12 protein-coding genes are annotated in these 17,584 nt (G+C 39.4%); 10 read left to right on the top strand and 2 right to left on the bottom strand.

The window, feature by feature from the left end; translation table 11 throughout:
- The 9 genes from GARC_RS13590 to GARC_RS13550 form a co-directional block, all read left to right on the top strand.
- Positions 1-461 (top strand): PDZ domain-containing protein (locus tag GARC_RS13590; protein WP_039989647.1); only part of this gene is annotated, 461 nt, incomplete at its 5' end.
- 605 nt (positions 462-1,066) lie between these two features.
- On the top strand, positions 1,067-4,144 hold the full coding sequence (locus GARC_RS13585) for a TonB-dependent receptor (RefSeq protein ID WP_007621041.1): 3,078 nt from the start codon (positions 1,067-1,069) through the stop codon (positions 4,142-4,144).
- 161 nt (positions 4,145-4,305) lie between these two features.
- On the top strand, positions 4,306-5,865 hold the full coding sequence (locus GARC_RS13580; RefSeq protein ID WP_007621040.1) for a tryptophan halogenase family protein: 1,560 nt from the start codon (positions 4,306-4,308) through the stop codon (positions 5,863-5,865).
- Between the two features lie 74 nt (positions 5,866-5,939).
- On the top strand, positions 5,940-6,668 hold the full coding sequence (locus GARC_RS13575; RefSeq protein ID WP_007621039.1) for a SapC family protein: 729 nt from the start codon (positions 5,940-5,942) through the stop codon (positions 6,666-6,668).
- On the top strand, positions 6,665-7,684 hold the full coding sequence (locus GARC_RS13570; RefSeq protein ID WP_039989645.1) for a cupin-like domain-containing protein: 1,020 nt from the start codon (positions 6,665-6,667) through the stop codon (positions 7,682-7,684). The genes GARC_RS13575 and GARC_RS13570 overlap by 4 nt, the downstream gene beginning before the upstream one ends.
- A 65-nt stretch (positions 7,685-7,749) precedes the next feature.
- Complete coding sequence (locus GARC_RS13565; RefSeq protein WP_007621036.1) at positions 7,750-9,228, top strand: tryptophan halogenase family protein; 1,479 nt, start codon at positions 7,750-7,752, stop codon at positions 9,226-9,228.
- Positions 9,229-9,590: 362 nt separating this feature from the next.
- Positions 9,591-11,144 (top strand): MFS transporter, encoded by a 1,554-nt coding sequence (locus GARC_RS13560; RefSeq protein ID WP_007621027.1) that lies wholly within the window; start codon positions 9,591-9,593, stop codon positions 11,142-11,144.
- Between the two features lie 64 nt (positions 11,145-11,208).
- Positions 11,209-13,680 (top strand): GH36-type glycosyl hydrolase domain-containing protein, encoded by a 2,472-nt coding sequence (locus GARC_RS13555; protein WP_007621025.1) that lies wholly within the window; start codon positions 11,209-11,211, stop codon positions 13,678-13,680.
- Between the two features lie 2 nt (positions 13,681-13,682).
- Positions 13,683-14,777, top strand: coding sequence for a glycoside hydrolase family 5 protein (locus GARC_RS13550; protein WP_007621023.1), 1,095 nt, complete (start codon positions 13,683-13,685; stop codon positions 14,775-14,777).
- A gap of 184 nt (positions 14,778-14,961) precedes the next feature.
- Here GARC_RS13550 and GARC_RS13545 read toward each other — a convergent pair whose 3' ends face one another.
- Together GARC_RS13545 and GARC_RS13540 are read right to left on the bottom strand one after the other, a co-directional pair.
- Positions 14,962-15,978: a LacI family DNA-binding transcriptional regulator gene (locus tag GARC_RS13545; RefSeq protein ID WP_007621021.1), complete on the bottom strand. Its 1,017-nt coding sequence runs from the start codon at positions 15,976-15,978 to the stop codon at positions 14,962-14,964.
- A 189-nt stretch (positions 15,979-16,167) separates the two neighbouring features.
- Positions 16,168-16,566 carry a hypothetical protein gene (locus tag GARC_RS13540; RefSeq protein WP_153810932.1) on the bottom strand — a complete coding sequence of 133 codons (399 nt, stop codon included), beginning with the start codon at positions 16,564-16,566 and terminating at the stop codon, positions 16,168-16,170.
- 390 nt (positions 16,567-16,956) lie between these two features.
- Between GARC_RS13540 and GARC_RS13535 the strand changes: the two genes are divergently transcribed.
- Positions 16,957-17,352, top strand: coding sequence for a DUF3718 domain-containing protein (locus GARC_RS13535; protein ID WP_007621018.1), 396 nt, complete (start codon positions 16,957-16,959; stop codon positions 17,350-17,352).
- The last annotated feature ends 232 nt before the right edge of the window (positions 17,353-17,584 follow it).

Below are 17,584 nucleotides of genomic sequence, written 5' to 3'. Positions count from 1 at the left end.
AAGAGTTACCATTCAACGAGTTGCTTCAGCAATTTGGCGTTAAATGCCAATTTTTTTCAAGAGAAAATCTCGATGATAAAGGAGGTGTAAAAACAACATCCCCAATTAGCATCGATTTTGGTGCACAAATAAAAGCGCGGGACATAGGTATACAAATCATTCAAGTGACAGAGCAAACTGCCGCTTATGAGTCCGGGTTACAAGTAGGTGATGTGTTGATTGCCATAGATAAATGGGAGATAAATAAAGAAAACTTAGTCGCACAGCTCAATTGTTTAGTTATCGGCCAAACCGTGCAACTTAGTGTATTACGCGATAAAAAACTCAAACAACTGACGTTCAAAGCCACTGCTGCATCTAACGACACTATAGCCCTAGAAATCATTGATCAAGAGCTATGTAATACTTGGTTGGACTCATCAATGTATAAGTCAAAGTCAATCAATGCGACATCAAGTTAGTCGTATTAAAAGTCTCCATATAAATAACCTGATTATCAATATTATTAGATAAGCGAGAGCTCATAACATGGGCTTTATCAGGTTGATTTTTCAGAAAACATATTTATTAATATTGCTTAAAACGAGTGTTGTGAAACAACATTAATTACAGTCTACACTATTTATTTACCTTAAAAAGCAACACTATTTTCACGTTTTCAACTCTAAATTAAGTAACCTGAACTCCGTTTTGCGTGTCGTAATGCTTTATAACTTGATCCATTAATATCTCAGTCAGTTAATCCAGTAATTTAAAGATACATAATCCTTTCAATCTTTATACAGGAAATTAACTTCAACCTATTCATCTTGCATATAGTCCGGCTCACCTTTTCTAACTGGCTTCCTTTTAATAATTTAGGGATAACCTTTTATTAACACTTACAACTACAACATAACTAATGCATTCAAGACACTAAAACTCAACATTTTAGCAACAAAAGGTTTGACAAATTTTAACCAACAAAATAATCTATGAAAACGTTTGCAGAATAGCAAAAAAAACAACTTACAACATGTAAACGTCAACAACTTGATTAAACTAAAGCAACTAAAGGCACAGTTTTATGAGACCACACACTAAATTTAAACGCTCACTGCTTGCAACAAGTATCAGCTTTACACTTGGCGCAGCAATAATGGCCCCCGCTTCGGCCCAACAGGCCGCAGGCAATAATACAACAGATGAAAACGCAGAAGTCATAGAGGTACGAGGCATTCGCGGTAGTCTTATGCGTTCTATGGACGTAAAGCGTGAAGGCACTGGTGTTGTAGATGCCATTTCATCAGAAGATATCGGTAAGTTTCCAGACACAAACCTTGCAGAAGCTCTGCAACGAATTTCAGGTGTTTCAATCGACCGTCAAAATGGTGAAGGTAGCAAGGTCACTGTGCGTGGTTTCGGTCCTGATTTTAACTTGGTGACATTAAACGGTCGTCAAATGCCCACCTCAAATATCAATGCGACTAGTGCCAACGATTCGCGCTCTTATGATTTTGCCAATATTGCTGCTGAAGGTGTTGCAGGCGTTGAGGTTTTCAAAACGAGCATGGCAGTCAATCCAACTGGTGGTATCGGTTCTACTATCAATATTTTAACTACTAAACCTTTGCAATCTCCAGGACTCAAAGCAACCTTTGGTGTTAAGGGTGTGCATGACACATCAAGCGATACTGGCTCAAGTTTGACCCCTGAACTTTCAGGTTTATATAGTAATACTTTCGATGACGATAAATTTGGTATCGCCATTTCAGGTAGTTACCAATTACGTGAAAGTGGCGCCGCATACGCTGAAATAGGCAACGGTTGGAGAGAACAGACAGGTGGTGCTGATGATTGGGGCTCAATCCCTCAAACTCCACAACATGTCAATGCGCCGGCAGATGGTGTAGTTTACGCCGTGCCACAGAATATGATTTACGGTTTCAGCGAAACTAAGCGTGAACGTACCAACGGCCAATTAACGTTACAATATCGTCCAGTGGATAACTTAACTGCGACATTAGATTATACCTACGCTAAAAATGACGTCGATTTCAACCAAAACTTAGCATCAGTTTGGATGAACTTTGGACATTTAGAAAGTGTCTGGACAGACCCAGATAGCGATGGTGTTGCCGCCCCACTTTATATTAAAGAAAACAACGTGGGTGTAGACGATAACGGCGATTTAACTTATTCCGATTTAGTGAGCCAAGTTGAAGAAAGTGGCTCTGTCGCTGAAAATAAATCTGTCGGTATCAATATCGAATACCAAGTAAATGACAACCTTTCTCTAGAACTGGATTACCATAGTTCAACTGCAGAATCTAAACCGAATACAATTTACGGTAACAGTAACACTATACAAATGGCCACTAACATTCGTGGTACAACTGCAATAGATTTCCGTGGTGATTTACCGGTGGTGACGGTTGAATATCCAAGTGCATTTTCTCCTGCAGATTTTGGTGGTACGACCAACTCACTCGGTGATGTCAGCAGTTTAGTGCCAGATACGGTAAGAACAACAGGTACAAGTTTTAGAAACAGTTATGCTAAGTCTGAAATTGACCAATTACAAATTAATGGTACATACACCTTTGATGAAGGTGTGGTGAATAGTATCGATTTTGGCGTGGCACAAATGACAGTTGATAACCGTAATGCCTTTGGCCTTGCAGAAAGACCTACTTGGGGCGGTGTTGGTTCATTCGATGATATTCCAAATGACATTTTGGCTGCTAGCCAAAACACCATAAGCAACAGATTAGATAATATTTCTGGTGACAAGAGCAATATGCTCAACTCTTTCTTTGATGTTGACTTTGTTACTTTTGCTGATTTAGTTGGTGACTTATACGGTGTGCCATTAAATGCAGATGGAAGTCCAGCAGATTCAGCATGGCCTTGTGGTACAACAATATGTGCTCCTTCAAGATATTCTACAGACAGACGTACTTCTGAGGAACAAACCAGCGCTTATGTTCAAGCTAATTTAGCCTTTGATATCGGTGAGATGGCGTCAGATCTAAGTGTAGGTTTACGTTACGAAAAAACTGACATCACTTCTAATACCTTATTGCCTGACATTGATTCAATTGCTTGGGTATCTGCGAATGAGTTTGCCATTAATTTAGGTGAAGATTTATTTTATGAAGGAAAAGGTGATTACGATCATGTTCTTCCAAGTTTAGATTTCAAAATTGAACTGACTGAAGATGTACTGTTTCGTACTTCTTACAGCAAAAGTATCACTCGCCCAGCATACGGAAATCTGACTGCCGGTGGCAGTTTAGACACTGTAAGAATTGATGGTGCATCAGGCAGCAAAGGTAATCCCAGCTTACTGCCAACTGAATCAAGCAATATTGATATTGCTTTAGAATGGTATTACAGCAGCGACAGTTTTGTGTCTGTTACTTACTTTAAAAAGGATGTTGATAACTTCATATCAACAGAACAAGTAGTAGAATCGCCGTTTAACGTATCTTCTCCAGTACAAGGTGCTAGGTTTGATGAAGCATTGGCCGCTTTTGGTGGAGTCCTCAACGATTCTACAGCGATTAGAGATTACATTATTGCCAACAATCCAAGTGATCCCTATATTGTTCCAGCAAACGACGACTTAGGTATCCAAGCTCAAATACTTGGAAACCCTAGTGATGGTGATGTAAACATAACATTTACCCAACCATTTAACTCAGGCTCTAAAAGTGCCGATGGTATCGAATTGACTGTTCAGCATATGTTCGGTGACAGTGGTTTTGGCATATTTGCTAACTACACTATGGTTGATAGTGATTTAGAATTTGATGATGGAAACAGGGAGCGTGGTCAGACTCCACTTACTGGCCTGAGTGATACCGCTAACTTCGTTGGCTTTTATGAAACTGACGATTACCAAGTTCGTTTAGCCTACAACTGGCGCGATGCATTCTTTAACGGTATATGGGGAGACCCTTATGGTCCAATCTACACCGATGAATACAGCCAACTTGATTTAAGTGCTAGCTACAACATAGATGAAAATTTCACTATTTCATTTGAAGCCATTAACCTCACTGATGAAATCACTCGCTCTTATGGTCGTCATGAGTCAATGACTAGACGAGTCCAACAAACTGGCCCTCGTTATATGTTAGGCGCTAGATATACCTTTTAATTAGCAGCAGTCACCTAATTGTGACTTTAGTGACCTTGGTGATATCACCAAGGTCACTCTTTTTTAACAATTTGGATTGTTAAAAAAGATAGTTTATGATTTTTTACATCCTCAATATTCTTAATGAACTACTTCAGTAGTCTAAAGTAAACGCCAAAACAATGAATCAATCTGAATTTAAAAAAATTGTTATTGTTGGAGGTGGCACTGCCGGCTGGCTGACAGCGTGTATTATTGCCGCTGAACATCAATGCAAACACTCGCAAACTGTAAAACTAACATTAGTCGAATCACCGCAGGTCAGCACTATAGGTGTAGGTGAAGGCACCTGGCCAACAATGCGCTCTACCCTGCAAAATATAGGAATATCAGAAGCCGAATTCTTTCGCTGTTGTGACGCATCCTTCAAGCAAGGTTCACAATTTATTGGTTGGTTAGATGGAACAAAGAAAGACAGTTATTTTCATCCCTTTACCGTCCCTCACGGATTGGGACAAGCAGATTTAGCTAAACATTGGCGCAAATTCAATACTGATTCAAGCTTTGCAGACTGTGTGTCTTTTCAACCTGAATTATGTCGTTTAGGGTTAGCCCCAAAACAAATTAGTACACCTGAATATGCCGCTGTAGCCAATTATGGTTATCACCTAAATGCAGGGAAATTCGCTGACTTACTTAAAACTCACGGTACACAAAACCTTGGAATTGAACATCTAAGTGCTCATGTTGAAAAAATACAATCCTTGCCTTCAGGTCATATTCAAGCTATTGAAACCGATAAAGGCACTATTGAAGGGGATTTATTTGTAGACTGCACGGGGATGAATGCTCTACTAATAGGCAAACATTTCAACGTTCCTTGGATCCCCAAACACGATATTTTATTTAATGATTCAGCTCTAGCGACACAACTTGAATACGAACCCAATAATACTCAGATTGCCTCGCATACTCTATCGACTGCACAAAGCAATGGCTGGATATGGGATATTGGCCTAACTACTCGCCGGGGCATTGGGTATGTGTATTCGAGCCGCCATTGCTCAGATGATGAGGCCGAATTGGTATTACATAAATATTTATCAGATAAAACAGCTGGAAATTACCAGCAAAATACCAACATACGAAAAATCAGTTTCAAACCGGGATATAGACAACAGTTCTGGATTAAAAACTGTGTTGCCGTAGGTATGTCTGCAGGATTTATTGAACCACTGGAAGCCTCTGCTTTGGCTTTGGTTGAACTATCGGCCAAGATGATCAGTCAAGAACTCCCAGAAAATTTTCAGATGATGGCAATATGTGCAAAAAGATTTAACCAGCGTTTCACTTATAGATGGGAACGGATTATTGAATTTTTGAAGTTACATTATGTTTTGAGCAAGCGCACCGATTCAGATTATTGGAAAGAAAATAGAGACCTAAACTCTATACCTGAACGATTACAAGAATTAATAACCTTATGGCAATATCAACCTCCAAGCACAAACGATTTTTATGATGTTGAGGAAGTATTCCCTTCTTCAAGTTACCAGTACATTTTGTATGGAATGGGTTTTAAACCACCTACCCATGTTACCAGCCGACGTAACTCAGACTTCTCGAAAGCGGCACACTTCTACCAAGAGAGTAAAATGCTTACCCAACGTTATGTTGCAGGCTTAACTAGCAATAGAGATTTAATTAAGCATATAGTGTCCCAAGGGTTACCCAAACACTAATTTCAAACAGATTTAAGTATCAACAAAAATTGTCTTACTTGAACATAGTACAAATTATTAATTTAGGAGCCTACATGGCAAATCACGCATTACTAAACAACATTGAACATAAAAACTTACGGGTTATCACCGAGCGTTCAGCGCAATATGGTGATAATAAAATGTGTAGTTTAGTGTTTCCTTTTGAGTTCAAACATGTGCAGGCTCATTATCCAATATTGTTTCACAAGAATATTTCGACAGGTGAATTTAGTGCAGTCGCTTTGTTTGGATTTGAAGAAAATCAGAATCTATTTCTTAAAGATCAAAACTGGGATGCAGATTATATCCCGTTGATGGTTGAGCGTGAACCCTTTCTAATCGGTTATCAGGAAGCCACAGAAGACGGCAAATCAATAAAGAAAAGTGTTATCCATATAGATTTAGACAACCCCAGAATAAGTGAAACACAAGGGACTCCGTTATTTTTAGAGCATGGCGGGAGCACTGATTATTTATCAAGAGCGAGTGCCATACTAAAAACTATTGAAGATAGTCGAGACAGTACTCAGCTTTTTGCTGATGCAATTAAGAAGCATGATCTACTGGAGCCACTCAATGTAGATATTACTTTGGGTGACGGCAGTAGCCATCGACTAAGCGGTTATTACGCTCTAAACCAAGACAAACTCACCGCATTAGATGCTGATGCGTTAGTTGAACTGAATCAATCAGGCATGTTAATGATTTTGTATATGGTAATTGCATCACAAGAACATATACGCACTTTAGCAGCTCGGAAAGATAAGCTTACAAAAAAATGAGCGAATACTTCAGTACCGCACCGAAGGTGACAGAAATGGCGGGATGCACTTTGTCAGAAATTCCTGATGACGTGCTTAACTCTAGCAAACCTCTGATTTTAAGAGGTTTGGTGTCACAGTGGCCACTTGTTCAAGCAGCAAATGCGTCTTCAAAAAATGCCATTGATTATATACGCCAATACTACCAAGGTATGGAAATAGGAGCCTTTGTCGCTGGTGCAGAGCAAGAGGGGCGATACTTTTACAACGCAGAAATGAATGGCTTTAACTTTTCTAAACAGCGAGGCAATCTCGAACCTATTTTTGATTTCTTTTGTGGCCAAAGCCAGCCGCCAGAGCAAAAACACATATATGTAGGTTCTGCTAACGTTGACCAAGTTTTCCCAGGCTTTAAAAATAATAATAACTTACCTGCACTCGATAAGTTAAAGCCGCTAACCAGTATTTGGCTGGGCAATCAGAGTCGAATTGCTGCACATCATGATACCCCACAAAATATCGCTTGTTGCGTGGCTGGAAAACGCCGCGTCACACTATTTTCGCCTGAACAAGTCGAAAATTTATATATTGGTCCTCTTGACCTGACGCCTGCCGGACAGGCAATTAGTTTAGTGGATTTCCATAAACCAGATTTGCATAAGTATCCTAAGTTTCAACACGTCAAACCGCAGATTGCAGAGTTACAGCCCGGTGATGCGTTAGTTATTCCAAGTCTTTGGTGGCATCATGTTGAAGGGTTAAGTAACTTTAATGCTTTGGTAAATTTCTGGTGGTCTGACAGCCCTTCATATTCAGCCGCACCTATGGATGCATTGTTACATGCCTTACTAGCTATAAAACACCTCCCCAAAGAGCAAAAACAAGCCTGGAAAAGTATTTATGATCATTACATATTTAACCAAGATGAACATGCGTTTGACTACTTACCAGAGGCACATAAAGGCTTATTGACAAATAAAAATGAGCTAGCTGCCCGCCATTTACGTCGCTATTTATTAAATAAATTAAATCGTTAAGTAACAAGTTTGTGTGCTGTGAAAACTTAGCCCAAGACTAGTTAAGACAGACAAAGGAGATAAATTTGAATAATCAAATAAAACGTGTCGTCATCGTAGGTGGCGGGACCGCTGGCTGGATGGCAGCTGCAGCTTTGAGCAAGTTAATTACAAGCATAGAAGTTACCTTAATAGAGTCCGACGAAATAGGTACTGTTGGTGTAGGCGAAGCAACTATCCCAACTCTTATCTACTTTTCTCAATTATTAAAAATTGATGAGGCTGAATTTTTACGTGAAACCCAAGCCACATTCAAATTAGGCATTAATTTCGAAAACTGGCGTAATGAGGGCGAGGATTATTTTCATGGCTTTGGCATTACCGGCCAAAGTTGTTGGGCAGCAGGATTTCAGCATTTTTGGCGAAAAGGCAGAGAACTCGGTATAGCCTCAGACTTCAGTGATTATTGTTTGGAAAGCGTAGCTGCAAAAGCGAATAAATTTGCGCAACTCCCTAATAATGGTCTCAATTACGCCTATCATTTTGATGCTACTTTGTATGGAAAATATTTACGTAAAATAGCCGAACAGCACAAAACTAAACGTGTAGAGGGCATGATATCGAAAGTCAATCTAAACCCCAGCAATGGTGATATTCAGTCTTTAACGCTAAAAGACGGACAACTAATTGAAGGGGATTTATTTCTCGATTGTAGTGGCCAACGAGCATTATTGATTGAAGGCGCGTTGCATACCGGTTTTATTGATTGGTCACATTGGTTACCAAATGATTCGGCTATTGCGCTGCAAACCGAATCTGTAGGCGAGCCAGTACCTTACACTCGTTCTATAGCACACAAAGCTGGCTGGCAATGGCAGATACCGCTACAGCATCGAGTAGGGAATGGTGTGGTGTATTGCAGCCAGTATATAACTGATGATAAAGCGCAAGAACACTTACTCGCGAATGTAGAAGGCGAACATCTTACTCAGCCGCGAGTGATTAAATTCAAAACTGGAACACGTCGAAAACATTGGAATAAAAACTGTATTGCGGTGGGTTTATCAAGTGGCTTCTTAGAACCGCTAGAGTCAACGAGTATTCATTTGATCCAACAAGCGATTGTAAGATTGATGAGAATCTTTCCTGTTAACGGGATCCAAAAGTGTGATGTTGATGAATTTAATCAACAAACTGATACCGATATCGAAAGCATACGAGATTTCATTATTCTACATTACAAAGTAACGCAACGTACCGACAGCGATTATTGGCTACATTGTCGAAATATGACAGTGCCTGATTCATTAGCGCATCGCTTAGAGTTATTTGAAGAAACTGGACGAGTATTCAGAAAAAACAACGAACTGTTTGATGACTCTTGGATGCAAGTAATGATAGGCCAAGGCCTGATACCTAAAAGTCACCACCCTATTGTTGACAATATGAGTAACGATGAACTCAAGAGATTTTTACAAACAATCAAAGATACTGAACAACAAAAAGTGGCTGGGTTACCTACTCATCAACAATTTATCCAACATTTTTGTGCTACTCCAAAATAAAAATTATTTATATAAGAAAGCTACACAAGTCTATTAAGCCATGGTTCAACGTCCGGGCCATGGTTAAAAAACAACAGCCCAGACGTTTAGCCATTCACCACCTTAATAAAATAAGTATAACCATATGATTTTATTAACTGCACTCTCTAGTTTTAGGACTTAATTCAGCATCCTATGCTTACATATTTAAACAATCTCCATCTCATATAAATATTTTATTGAAAACGTTTACATTTTCATTTATCTTCTTACTACATATTGTTAAGTCAATGTTATTTCTCTGTGAGTTAACACATTACTTCCAATAATTTTTTATCCTCAATACTAAAAATATAACAAATGACCTAAAGAGTAATGACACTATGACAAAACTGCCTTTATACGAAAAAGTCGGCTACGCCATGGGCGATGCTGCAGCCAACTTGGTTTGGCGTGGAGCATTAGCCTATCTTGCGGTTTTTTATACCGACACTTTCGGATTAGCTGCTTCTGCTGCGGCAGTATTGTTTTTAGTGGTTCGTCTATCTGATGGTGTTACCGATATCATTATGGGCATGATCGCTGACCGTACTAACACCTCTTGGGGTAAGTTTCGGCCATGGATATTTTGGTCAACCCCATTTCTCTGTTTGTTTATGGTGTTGTGTTTCACCACCCCTAATTTAAGTGATAGCGGCAAATTAGTTTACGCTTATGTAACCTATATCGGGCTTACATTAGCCTATACAGTTAACAACGTGCCCTACTCTGCTTTGATGGGTGTGATGACAGAAGATGATAAAGAACGCACTAGTCTATCTGGATTCAGATTTGCAGGCGCTTTTTTAGGTGGACTGTTTGTTATGGGGTTCTTGCCTACCTTAGTAGACATTTTTGGCAAAGGAGATGATGCATTAGGGTATCAATATACTATGTATGTATTTGCTGGTTTATTGATGGCGTTAATGGTGATTTCGGTAGCCACTACCAGAGAACGTGTTGTACCCATTCAAAAGCAACAACAGACCTTAGGCTCAGAATTAAAAGATCTCAGCAAACAACTGCCTTTCATTGTCATGCCTCTTATCGTAATGACGCTGTTTTTCTATTATCGCAATTGGCAAACAGGGGTTTTATTCGTAGTTGTCATGTCTGCAATGACTTGGTTTGTACGCCGATTACTCAAAGCTAATAAACAAAACGGTGTTAAAGATGGATCGGGCGTTCAGCAAGATATGTTAGATCTTATTACCAATAAACCATGGTTGATTCTACTAGGTATTGGTTTTCTGACTATGATGTTCAACGGTATTAAATATGGCGTGATTGCTTATTATTTTAAATATTATGTAGGCGACGAATTACTGGTTGGACAATATTTTATAGCGCTATTGGTGGTGTCTATTCTTGGTGCTTTATGTACCAGTTATTTGGCTAACAAACTAGGTAGAAAAACCTTATTTATTATTGCGCTATTGCTGAGCAGTATCCTAACTAGCGGCTTTTATTGGTTGCCAGGTACTGACGTTACCCAAATATTCATTCTTGGTTGTAGCGCGGAATTTTTTGCCGCCATGATGCCTACTTTGTTTTTCTCTATGTTAGGTGATTCTGCTGATTACAACGAGTGGCGCAATGGAAGACGCGCCACAGGATTAATTTATTCCGCTGGTACTTTCGTACAGAAAACAGGTAGCGGCTTTGCTGGCGCGCTAATGTTAGTGGTCTTGGCAAGTTATGGTTATAACGGAATGGATCCAAGCACTGTAGAAGGATCATTACCCGGCATGACATTACTAATGAGTTTTATTCCCGCCGCTTTTGGAGTCGCTGCTGCCGCTCTAATGCTGTTTTATCCTATTACTGAACAGAAGCAAAAACAGATGACCGCAGAGCTGATTGGTCGTCGCAGCGCAGTCGCTGCAACTGCTGAATAACTCAAAGAAGATCCCATGTATTTAACAAAATTGAATCAACTACTACCTAATGAGACGAATAACCATGCCTAAAGAAAACACTGAAAATAATGAAAAATTTGGTTATTTTGATGATCTAAATTACGAGTACGTCATAACGACACCTTACACCCCTACCCCATGGATAAATTATTTAGGCAATGATGGATTTTATGGATTGATCTCCAATACAGCCGGTGGCTACTGTTTTGACCGCGATCCTAAGTTTCGTCGTTTAACTCGTTATCGTTATAACAGCGTGCCTCTAGACAATGGCGGTCGCTACTTCTACATAGGCTGTAATGGCGAATATTGGTCTGCCACAGGACGACCAGTTAATACCGAGCTTGATGAATATACATGTCGTCACGGCATGGGATATAGCCGCTTTAACGCCAGTAAAAATAACATTGCAACAGAAGTCACCAGCTTTATTCCCCTTAATACCAAAGCTGAAGTGCATCGTTTGATAGTCACTAATAATAATGATACCGAGCAGTCAGTTGATGTTTTTTCTTTTATCGAATGGTGTTTATGGAACGCAGAGGACGACGGAGCTAATTATCAACGCAATTTGTCAACGGGTGAAGTCGAAGTCGAAGACAGTACTATTTATCACAAAACCGAATATCGCGAACGCCGTAACCATTACGCCTTTTATTCGGTAAACCGCGAATTAGATGGATTCGAAACTGATAGAGAAAGTTTCCTTGGACCTTACAGAGGATTCGACAGGCCTTTAGCTGTAGAAAAGGGTCAAGCAAGCAATTCAATTGCACGGGGTTGGTCTCCTATTGCTTCACATCATTTAAAGCTTCAGCTGGCACCAGGAGAAAGCCAATCTTTGGTGTTCACCTTAGGCTATTGTGAAGTCGAACCTGAGCAAAAATGGGCAGCGCCAAATATTATCAACAAAACACCAGCGCAAGTCTTAAGTGCTCGCTTTGACTGTGATGAAAAAGTCTCAGCTGAATTAAAAAAACTCAATGATTATTGGCATAACCTTCTCGGCAAGTTTCAAGTGCAAACACCTGATGACAAATTTAACCGAGCAGTGAATATTTGGAACCAATATCAAAATATGGTGACATTTAACTTGTCTCGTAGTGCCTCTTTTTATGAATCTGGTATTGGTCGTGGCATGGGATTCAGGGACTCGAATCAAGACACTATTGGTTTTGCACATATGGTGCCAGAAAAAGTCAAAGAGCGGATTTTAGACTTGTCTGCCACTCAAAAAGAAGATGGTTCTGCTTATCATCAATACCAACCTTTGACTAAAAAAGGTAATGCCGATATTGGTGGTAATTTTAATGATGATCCAATGTGGATGGTGCTATCCACCGCTAATTATATTAAAGAAACAGGTGACTTCAGTATATTGGACGAAGTGGTACCTTTTGACAGTGACCCGAATAACACGGCTAGCCATTTTACTCACTTAGAACGCTCTTTTAATCATGTAGTGAATAACCTTGGACCACATGGGTTACCTTTAATCGGCCGTGCCGACTGGAATGATTGCCTTAACTTAAACTGTTTTTCTGAAAATCCCAATGAGTCTTATCAAACCACCCAAAGAGGTGCTTCTGATGTAGCCGAGTCAGTGATGATTGCTGGGCAATTTGTCTTGTATGGGCAAGAATTTGTAGATTTGTGTATTAACATTGGTAAAGCAGACCTAGCAAAAAGTTGCCAATCTGAAGTTGATAAGATGCGTCAAACCATCAAGCAACATGCATGGGATGGTGAATGGTTTTTACGAGCTTACGACGCCAATGGCGACAAGATAGGCAGCAATGACAACGCAGAAGGCAAGATTTTTATAGAATCTCAAGGGTTTTGTGTGATGGCTGGCGTTGGTTTTGACGATGGCAAAGCACTACAAGCCATGAATTCAGTTGAAAAACACTTATCTACTGATTTTGGAATAATGCTTAATCAACCTGCTTTTACGGGTTACAACAAATACATAGGTGAAATCACTTCATACCCACCAGGTTATAAAGAAAATGCCGGTATTTTTTGCCATAACAATCCTTGGATCACCATATCTGAAGCCATGTTAGGCCGTGGTGAAAAAGCCTATGAGTATTACAGCAAGATTACCCCAGCGTTTTTACAAGACGTGCACCAATTGCATAAAACTGAACCTTATGTATACAGCCAAATGATCGCTGGGGCAGACTCAGCCACACCAGGAGAAGCCAAAAACTCCTGGTTAACTGGCACAGCTGCATGGAATTATTATGCTGCAACCCAGTATATTTTAGGCATACGCCCAGAATACCAAGGTTTACGTATCGACCCTTGTATATTACCAAGTTGGGACAAAGTCTCTGTGAGTAGAACGTTCCGCGGCGCAACATATAAAATTGAATTACGTAACCCATTGGGTTTAAGCAAAGGCGTAATTCAACTTGAGATAGATGGACAAAAAATTGCGGGTGATATGATTGATCCTACTGTCTTTGCAAACCAACACAATGTTATCGCAACTCTTTGTAATAAGGATTAAGCATGAAAACAGTATTGTTTAGCGCCATCTTAATGACAATGTTTGTTAGCTTACAAAATGTAGCTGCAGAGTCGATGTCAAAAATTAATAAGGGTTGGTGGGATAGTCCATACCCGAGCCAATTTGATAGCAGTCAATTAACCAACAAATTGGACTTTGTGTTGGTGCAAGGTAACAAGTTAGTCGATGAATCAGGTAAACAAGTTATTTTTAGAGGCATGAACATTGCTGACCCAGATAAACTGTTACGAGAAGGTCAATGGTCAGAAAAATTGTTTAAAGAGGTAAAAGCATGGGGAGCGAATGTAGTGCGTTTACCCATCCACCCAGTATCTTGGCAGGGCCATGGTAAAGATGCCTACTTTAAGTTAATTGACCAAGCCATCATTTGGGCAAATGCACAACAAATGTACATCATCATTGACTGGCATTCTATTGGCTATTTGCCTGTTGAGCTGTTTCAACATTCTATGTATGACACAACAATGAAAGAAACCCGCACTTTCTGGAAAGACATTGCGTTTCGATATACTGGAGTGTCAACAGTAGCGGTATATGAGCTATTTAACGAACCAACTGATCAAGGTGGCCGAGCTGGAAAAGCCAATTGGCTGGAATGGAAAGCCTTCAACGAAGAGTTGATAGACATCATTTATGCCCATGATAAAAAAGTGATACCTTTGGTCGCTGGTTTTAATTGGGCTTATGATTTACGCCCTATCCAGCAAAATCCAGTGGACCGTCAAGGCATAGCCTACACTGCTCACCCCTATCCGCAAAAAGCTAAACCAAGTGTGAAATCAAAAGAGAATTACTTTATTTTATGGGATCAAGTATGGGGTTTTGCCGCCAAAGACTACCCTATCATTGCCACTGAACTAGGATGGGTTAATGCTGATGGCAAAGGGGCGCATATACCTGTTATAAACGACGGTTCTTATGGTCCACAGATAATAGAGTTTATGGAAGATAGAAATATCTCATGGGTAGCTTGGATATTTGATCCAGATTGGTCACCTACTATGATCAGCGACTGGGACTATACCCCCACTCAGCAAGGCGCTTTTTTTAAGAATGAAATGCAAAAGCATCAATAGCATGTAAGGTATGTAGCTTACTCTACTCACCATAAAAAAATATTTTAAACCACAGGGACACAGAGAGCACAGAGGTAAAAAAAATTAGTTCTTAACAATCTGCTCCTCTGTGCAGCGAAGCGCTCTGTGACATCTGTGGTTAATTAATCTATAAGCGTTAAGCTTTTTAGCTCTTAGCCAAAAATCACTCCGGCGCTTTCCCTGTACTGTCTCTCACTTTTAATTCAAAAGGTAAATAACGCCTTCCTGGCTCAACCTTTTGACCTTGTAATTGCTTCAATAACAACTCGATACAAGTACTGCCAATCTCATGCAATGGCTGATGAACAGTAGTCAAAGACGGTGTAACAAACTTTGCATAATTAATATCATCAAAGCCCATCACCGAAATATCATCAGGTACAACAAACCCCTGTTTTTGTAAAAACTTCATCACACCTATAGCCATATCGTCGCTAAAACAAAAAATTGCAGTAGGCCGTTGCGGCAATAACAATAACTGTCTAGCGCAATCCATACCCGATTGCACTAGGTATTCACCTTCTAATTGCAATGCACTATCAAGCTCTATGCCAGCTTCATTAAGGGCCAATTGATAACCCTCTAATCGTTCATTTGAACTGGCAATATTACCTGGTCCAGTAATAGCAGCAATTCTCTTATGACCAAGCGAAATCAGGTAATTGATTGCAGCTTTTGCTGCGGCCACATTATCAACTGCAACCTGAATGACTTCGTCTGAATCAATTCTTTCATTACCATTAACCATAGGAGGTAATTGTTCCATTAACGGCAAATTTGGATCAGTTTTAAAGGGAATGCGAGAACAAAATAATAGAAGACCATCGGCTTGACCGTGACTCACTAGACCTGCGTAATGTTGTTCTCTTTCTTCTAAACCTTGAGTATCGCCTAATAAAACCGAATAACCAGCACTTTGAGCCCCCTGTTCAATAGCCCTAATGATGCCGGCATTAACAGGGTTAGTAATATCCGGAATAATAGCCACTATGTTGCCACTTTTACGAGTACGCAAACTGGCTCCCATTCGGTTAGGTCGATACCCTACTTCATCGATGATTTTTTGGACTTTATTTAAGGTTTTTTTAGACACCATTTCAGGCGTGCTAAACACTCTAGACACAGTTGCTGGCGAAACATTTGCTAAAGCTGCAATATCTCTTATACCTAAAATTGCCACAAAAAACCTCCAAAAAAAAAGTACAACAATATAGACTAACATGTAAATCGATTTCAATTTACTAAATGGCTCATTTATAAGATAATTTTGTGTATTTTTGAAGTAAATATTGAATGTTTTCAATTTAATTAAAAACTACATTTTTTGTATTTTGATACTCAGTAGTTTTATTTTGCTTTTGAAATTAAGCTATAAACACTTATCACTCTTCATTCGATATGCTGTTCGATTAGTATCTGTCGAGATGACCATTTCTCCGTTCGCCAACTTTATAATTTCGTCAACTAACATTATGCCAGATGGTATTTCAAAATCACCCAAACTACCCAACACAATGTTGGTTAATTGGCCATCTTGGATATTCCAGACCCCATTTATAATAATAGAAGTGGTCTCGCAGGACGCATCTTTAAACTGACGGTGAATAGTCGTTCCGTCTTTTTTATATTCAGTTATAAACCACTGAGCACCAAAATATTCATCTTGTTGTCCAGTAATCCAACTTCCAATAATTTCTTTTTGAAAGATAGAGTCATCACACATACCGAAAGAGGAAAATAGGACTAAAAAGAACATGAAAATTTTCAAAATGGCTCCGAACATTGGATAGCATCAAATTGCCCAAGATAGAGGCAAAAAAGAGATGTATAAAATAATTGAGGAATTAACAAAAGCCAACTTATTTTTATGCTTTGAATGATCTTTTATTGCAAATTCTTGATGTCTATCAAATGCCTAAAATATCAAGTGCATAAACGCGTTGTGAAAAAAGTAATGAATCGGGGTGAGTGTCAGCCCATGCTCTTGTTCTATATCTCCAACTACTAAAGCTCAAAATTACATCCCCAAAATATAGTTATGAACTCTCATACCTAAGTATCACCTAACAGATTTTTTAATCAAGTTAGATAGTCTTTAATAGCTACATCAAAACGCAGCAACAGCTGCAAAAAACAATAACAACCGAGGAACTTAACCATGTTGAAAATAGTTAAAACTTCTATCGCTATCGCTACTATCTCTTTATTAACAGCGGGCAACGCTCAAGCTGATGTAGGCGAAGCATTACAAAACATCTGTACTATCGTTAAAGCAGATGACAAAGGCGAACTGCGTAAAAAAATGAAACGTGTTCAGTCTGACTTTAGACTTAAACTTAAAGATTACTACACAGGTGTTTCTTGTGGTGGTAACAGCCTTATTCGTACAGCTATGCTTAACGGCGCAGTTGAAACAGGTACCTTGATGGTCAAGAAAATGCCTAAAGGTGACTTAAGCTCACCAGAAAGTGATGGCAAAACAGTATTAGCTTGGGCTTCTGAGAATGGTTTAGAAGCTTCGCCTATCGTTGCTGTACTTAACGACAGAATATAAGCTTCGAGCTTCGCAAAAAATTGTTCTCGAACGAACTAAACGTTCAACATGGTAGGTAAGCAGTATTCTTTTTAAAATAGAAAGCTGCTTACCCTAGGAAAACGGCCTCTTTTGAGGCCGTTTTTTTTTGCGTAAAGATAAAAGAATGTTCACCACAGAGGAAAGGAGAACACAGAGTAAAAAGACTTAGTTCTTAACAACCTATCTCTCTGTGTAGCGCAGCGCTCTGTGC

Source organism: Paraglaciecola arctica BSs20135, from assembly GCF_000314995.1.
Lineage (GTDB): Bacteria > Pseudomonadota > Gammaproteobacteria > Enterobacterales > Alteromonadaceae > Paraglaciecola > Paraglaciecola arctica.
The sequence above is the reverse complement of the archived record's forward strand: the minus strand, read 5'-3'. Positions and strand labels throughout refer to the sequence as shown.

What these genes read in the sequence shown, in the direction of transcription:
- GARC_RS13550 (WP_007621023.1), top strand. Translation starts at nt 13,683, where the DNA reads ATGAAAACAGTATTGTTTAGCGCCATCTTAATGACAATGTTTGTTAGC.
- GARC_RS13560 (WP_007621027.1), top strand. Translation starts at nt 9,591, where the DNA reads ATGACAAAACTGCCTTTATACGAAAAAGTCGGCTACGCCATGGGCGAT.
- GARC_RS13535 (WP_007621018.1), top strand. Translation starts at nt 16,957, where the DNA reads ATGTTGAAAATAGTTAAAACTTCTATCGCTATCGCTACTATCTCTTTA.
- GARC_RS13570 (WP_039989645.1), top strand. Translation starts at nt 6,665, where the DNA reads ATGAGCGAATACTTCAGTACCGCACCGAAGGTGACAGAAATGGCGGGA.
- GARC_RS13555 (WP_007621025.1), top strand. Translation starts at nt 11,209, where the DNA reads ATGCCTAAAGAAAACACTGAAAATAATGAAAAATTTGGTTATTTTGAT.
- GARC_RS13580 (WP_007621040.1), top strand. Translation starts at nt 4,306, where the DNA reads ATGAATCAATCTGAATTTAAAAAAATTGTTATTGTTGGAGGTGGCACT.
- GARC_RS13585 (WP_007621041.1), top strand. Translation starts at nt 1,067, where the DNA reads ATGAGACCACACACTAAATTTAAACGCTCACTGCTTGCAACAAGTATC.
- GARC_RS13575 (WP_007621039.1), top strand. Translation starts at nt 5,940, where the DNA reads ATGGCAAATCACGCATTACTAAACAACATTGAACATAAAAACTTACGG.